The organism is Longimicrobium sp. (assembly GCF_036554565.1).
Taxonomy (GTDB): Bacteria; Gemmatimonadota; Gemmatimonadetes; order Longimicrobiales; family Longimicrobiaceae; genus Longimicrobium.
In genome coordinates, this window is record NZ_DATBNB010000494.1 from 1 (window position 1) to 3008 (window position 3008).

Genomic DNA, 3008 nt, shown 5'->3' on the forward strand with positions numbered 1-3008 from the left:
CGCCAATCGCAAGCAGCTGGCGCCGGGGCACGAGGTGCAGCGTGCCGCCGCCCGGCTGCGGACGCGGCTGGACGTGCGGTTCGCGCTGGAAACCCGCGGATTGACACTGACGCTCTCGCCCGAGCCGGGGGTGGAGCGCACGTGGACGGCGGAAAAGGCCCGCTTCCGCGACCGGACCGCGGTCACGCGCGAGGACGTGGTTGCCAAGGCGGGCGACGTGGATCTGCGTGACCTGCTGGCCCACTTCTACACGGGCCCCTCGCTGCGCGTGGTGGGCGAGGACGGAGCCGCCTTTCTCCTTCCCGCCGCCAGCGAGGAGGAAGGGCGGGTGGTAACGCTCTGCCCGGCGTGCCACCACTGGCAGGAAGGGTCGGCGGCAACGTGTGAGAAGTGTGGGGGCCAGGCGGACACGGTGCTGGCGGCCCGGCCGGGGCGCCGGTAGGGCACGGGGGAGGGGGCCCTGGCCTCGCTGGGGCGGTTGAAACCGCGGCAACAAAGGCCCGAAGTCCGCCTTCGCGGACTGCATCCGCGGTATCGGAGATGTTCGAATGAAAATCGCGCATTCCGCCACTGGGGAGGAACGTATGCGAAGCCCTTGGACGCAGCTGTACCTGCACTTCACGTGGGCCACTTGGGACCGGTATCCGTTTCTGACTGCGTCCGTCCGGCAGCGCGTGTATGAGTGCATTCAGGCCGAGTGCGGGCAACTGGGCGCGGAGGTGATCGCGATCGGTGGCATCGAGGATCACGTTCACCTGCTCGTCCGGGTTCCGGCGACGTTGGCACCCGCGAACCTCGCGAAGCAGGTAAAAGGCGCATCGTCGCACCTGATGACGCACGAGATCGCCCGGGGCGAGGCCTTCAAGTGGCAGGGCGGATACGGCGTGTTCAGCGTGTCGAAGAGCGATGTGCCCCGGATCCGCGACTATGTCCTGCGGCAGGAGCAGCACCACCGGGAGAAGCGCCTGGACCCAGAACTCGAGCCCACGATGTCCGAAACAGCCAGGCTGTCGATGCACTGAACCACGGAGACGCACCGAAGCAGCCGGTGCAGTCCGCGAAGGCGGACTTCGGGCCGTAGTTGCCGCGAATTCATTCGCCCCAGCGGACCTGGCGCTTGGGCGATTCCTCAGGAATGGAGCGTAGATGACCGAAACAACCACCAGCGGCGCGCACGCCACGTTCGGCGGGGCCACGCACCTGGAGTGCACCCGCTGCGGCGCCACGTACGAAAGCGAGGTGCTGCACCGGCTTTCGCCCTGCTGCGAAAAGCCGCTGTACCCCCGCTACGCGCTGGATCTGATCGGCGGGCGGCTGCGGCGCGACGACCTAGCCGGGCGCTCGGCTGACCTGTGGCGCTACGCCGAGCTGCTGCCCGTGCGCGATCCCGCCAACGCCGTCCGCCTGGGCGAGGGGTTCACGCCCATGATCGACGCGCCGCGGCTGGCCAGCCGCCTGGGCGTGGCGCAGTGCTGGGTGAAAGACGAGGGGCAGAACCCCACCGCGTCGTTCAAGGCGCGCGGGCTGTGCATGGCCATCTCGCGGGCCAAGGAGCTGGGCGTTACCGAAGTGGGCATCCCTTCCGCCGGCAACGCGGGGAGCGCCACCGCCGCCTACGCCGCCGCCGCGGGGATGACGGCGCACGTCGTCGTCCCCGACGACACGCCGCACCCCATCATCGAGGAGATGCGGGCGCTGGGTGCAGATGTCGAGCTCCTCGCCGGGCTGATCACCGACTGCGCCGCCCGCGTGGCCGAGGGCACGCGCGAGCACGGCTGGTTCGACCTGTCCACGCTCAAGGAGCCGTACCGCGTGGAGGGCAAGAAGACGATGGGGTACGAGGTGGCCGAGCAGCTCGGGTGGACGCTGCCCGACGTCATCGTCTATCCCACCGGTGGCGGCACCGGGCTGGTGGGGATGTGGAAGGCGTTCGACGAGATGGAGCGGCTGGGCTGGATCGGCCCGGAGCGCCCGCGGATGATCTGCGTGCAGGCGGAAGGGTGCGCCCCCATGGTCCGCGCCTTCGAGCAGGGCACGGAGTACGCCGAGCCCTGGGTGAACGCGCACACCTACGCTTCGGGGCTGCGCGTGCCCCGCGCGGTGGGCGACTTCCTGATCCTGGACGCACTCCGCAGTTCCGGCGGCGCCGCCCTGGCCGTCAGCGACGACGACATGCGCGATTGGACGCGCCTGGTAGGCACCGACACCGGCGTGTTCTGCGCGCCAGAAGGGGCCGCCACCGCCGTGGCCGCCGCGCGCCTGCGCCAGCTGGGTGCCATCCGCGCCGAAGACCGCGTGGTGCTGTTCAACACGGGGAGCGGGCTCAAGTACGTCGTCCGAACCTGAAACATCCGGCGTGCTCCGCCCGTTCTGGATCAACGGGGGGCCGACGGAGGTATCAGTAGGACAGCCGGCGCACGGGGCGCGGCGAAACGCGGAGACGAAGCGGTGTTCGAGTACGCCAGCGGAATCAAGAAGCCGGTTCGACGGGGAGCGCTGGCGGCGGCGGCTTCCGCCGCCCTGCTGCACGTCGTGCTGGTCGGTCTCATCCTGTGGATGGGCCACTCGGGCGTGCTCATGGCGCTGGAGCCCACCGGCACCGGGCCGGTGCTGGCGTTTCCCGAGGGCGGCGGCGGTGGCGGGGGCGGCAGCGCGGGAACGGAGCTGGTGACGTACGTCGACATCGCGCCGCCCGCGCCCGTCGTAGAGCCGGAGCCCGTTCCGGAGGTGGTGGAGGACGTGCTGGTTCCGCCCGAGCCCACGCCGGTTCCCACGCCGCCCCAGCCCGCGCCCCCGGCGGAGGCCGCGCCGCGTCCGCCCGCCCCCACGCCGCCCGTTTCCGCGGGCACCGGCGGGGGAGCGGGCAACGGGCAGGGTCCCGGCGAAGGGCCCGGGCAGGGGCCCGGTGTTGGGCCCGGCTCCGGCGGCGGATCGGGCGGGGGGACGGGCGGCGGAATCGGCTCCGGCGTGGGGCCGGGAACGGGCGGGGGAACGAGCCGCATCCGCCC

General features: G+C 71.5%; 3 protein-coding genes and 1 pseudogene. All 4 read left to right on the plus strand.

The genetic code is table 11. The features are described 5' to 3' along the window. Window positions 1-442 (plus strand): hypothetical protein (locus VIB55_RS13540; RefSeq protein WP_331877185.1); only part of this gene is annotated, 442 nt, incomplete at its 5' end. A 142-nt stretch (window positions 443-584) separates the two neighbouring features. Then, complete coding sequence (gene tnpA / locus VIB55_RS13545; RefSeq protein ID WP_422655650.1) at window positions 585-1022, plus strand: IS200/IS605 family transposase; 438 nt, start codon at window positions 585-587, stop codon at window positions 1020-1022. Window positions 1023-1146: 124 nt separating this feature from the next. Next, on the plus strand, window positions 1147-2346 hold the full coding sequence (locus VIB55_RS13550; RefSeq protein WP_331877187.1) for a threonine synthase: 1200 nt from the start codon (window positions 1147-1149) through the stop codon (window positions 2344-2346). A gap of 102 nt (window positions 2347-2448) precedes the next feature. Continuing rightward, window positions 2449-3008, plus strand: a pseudogene (locus tag VIB55_RS13555) (hypothetical protein); the annotation flags it as partial.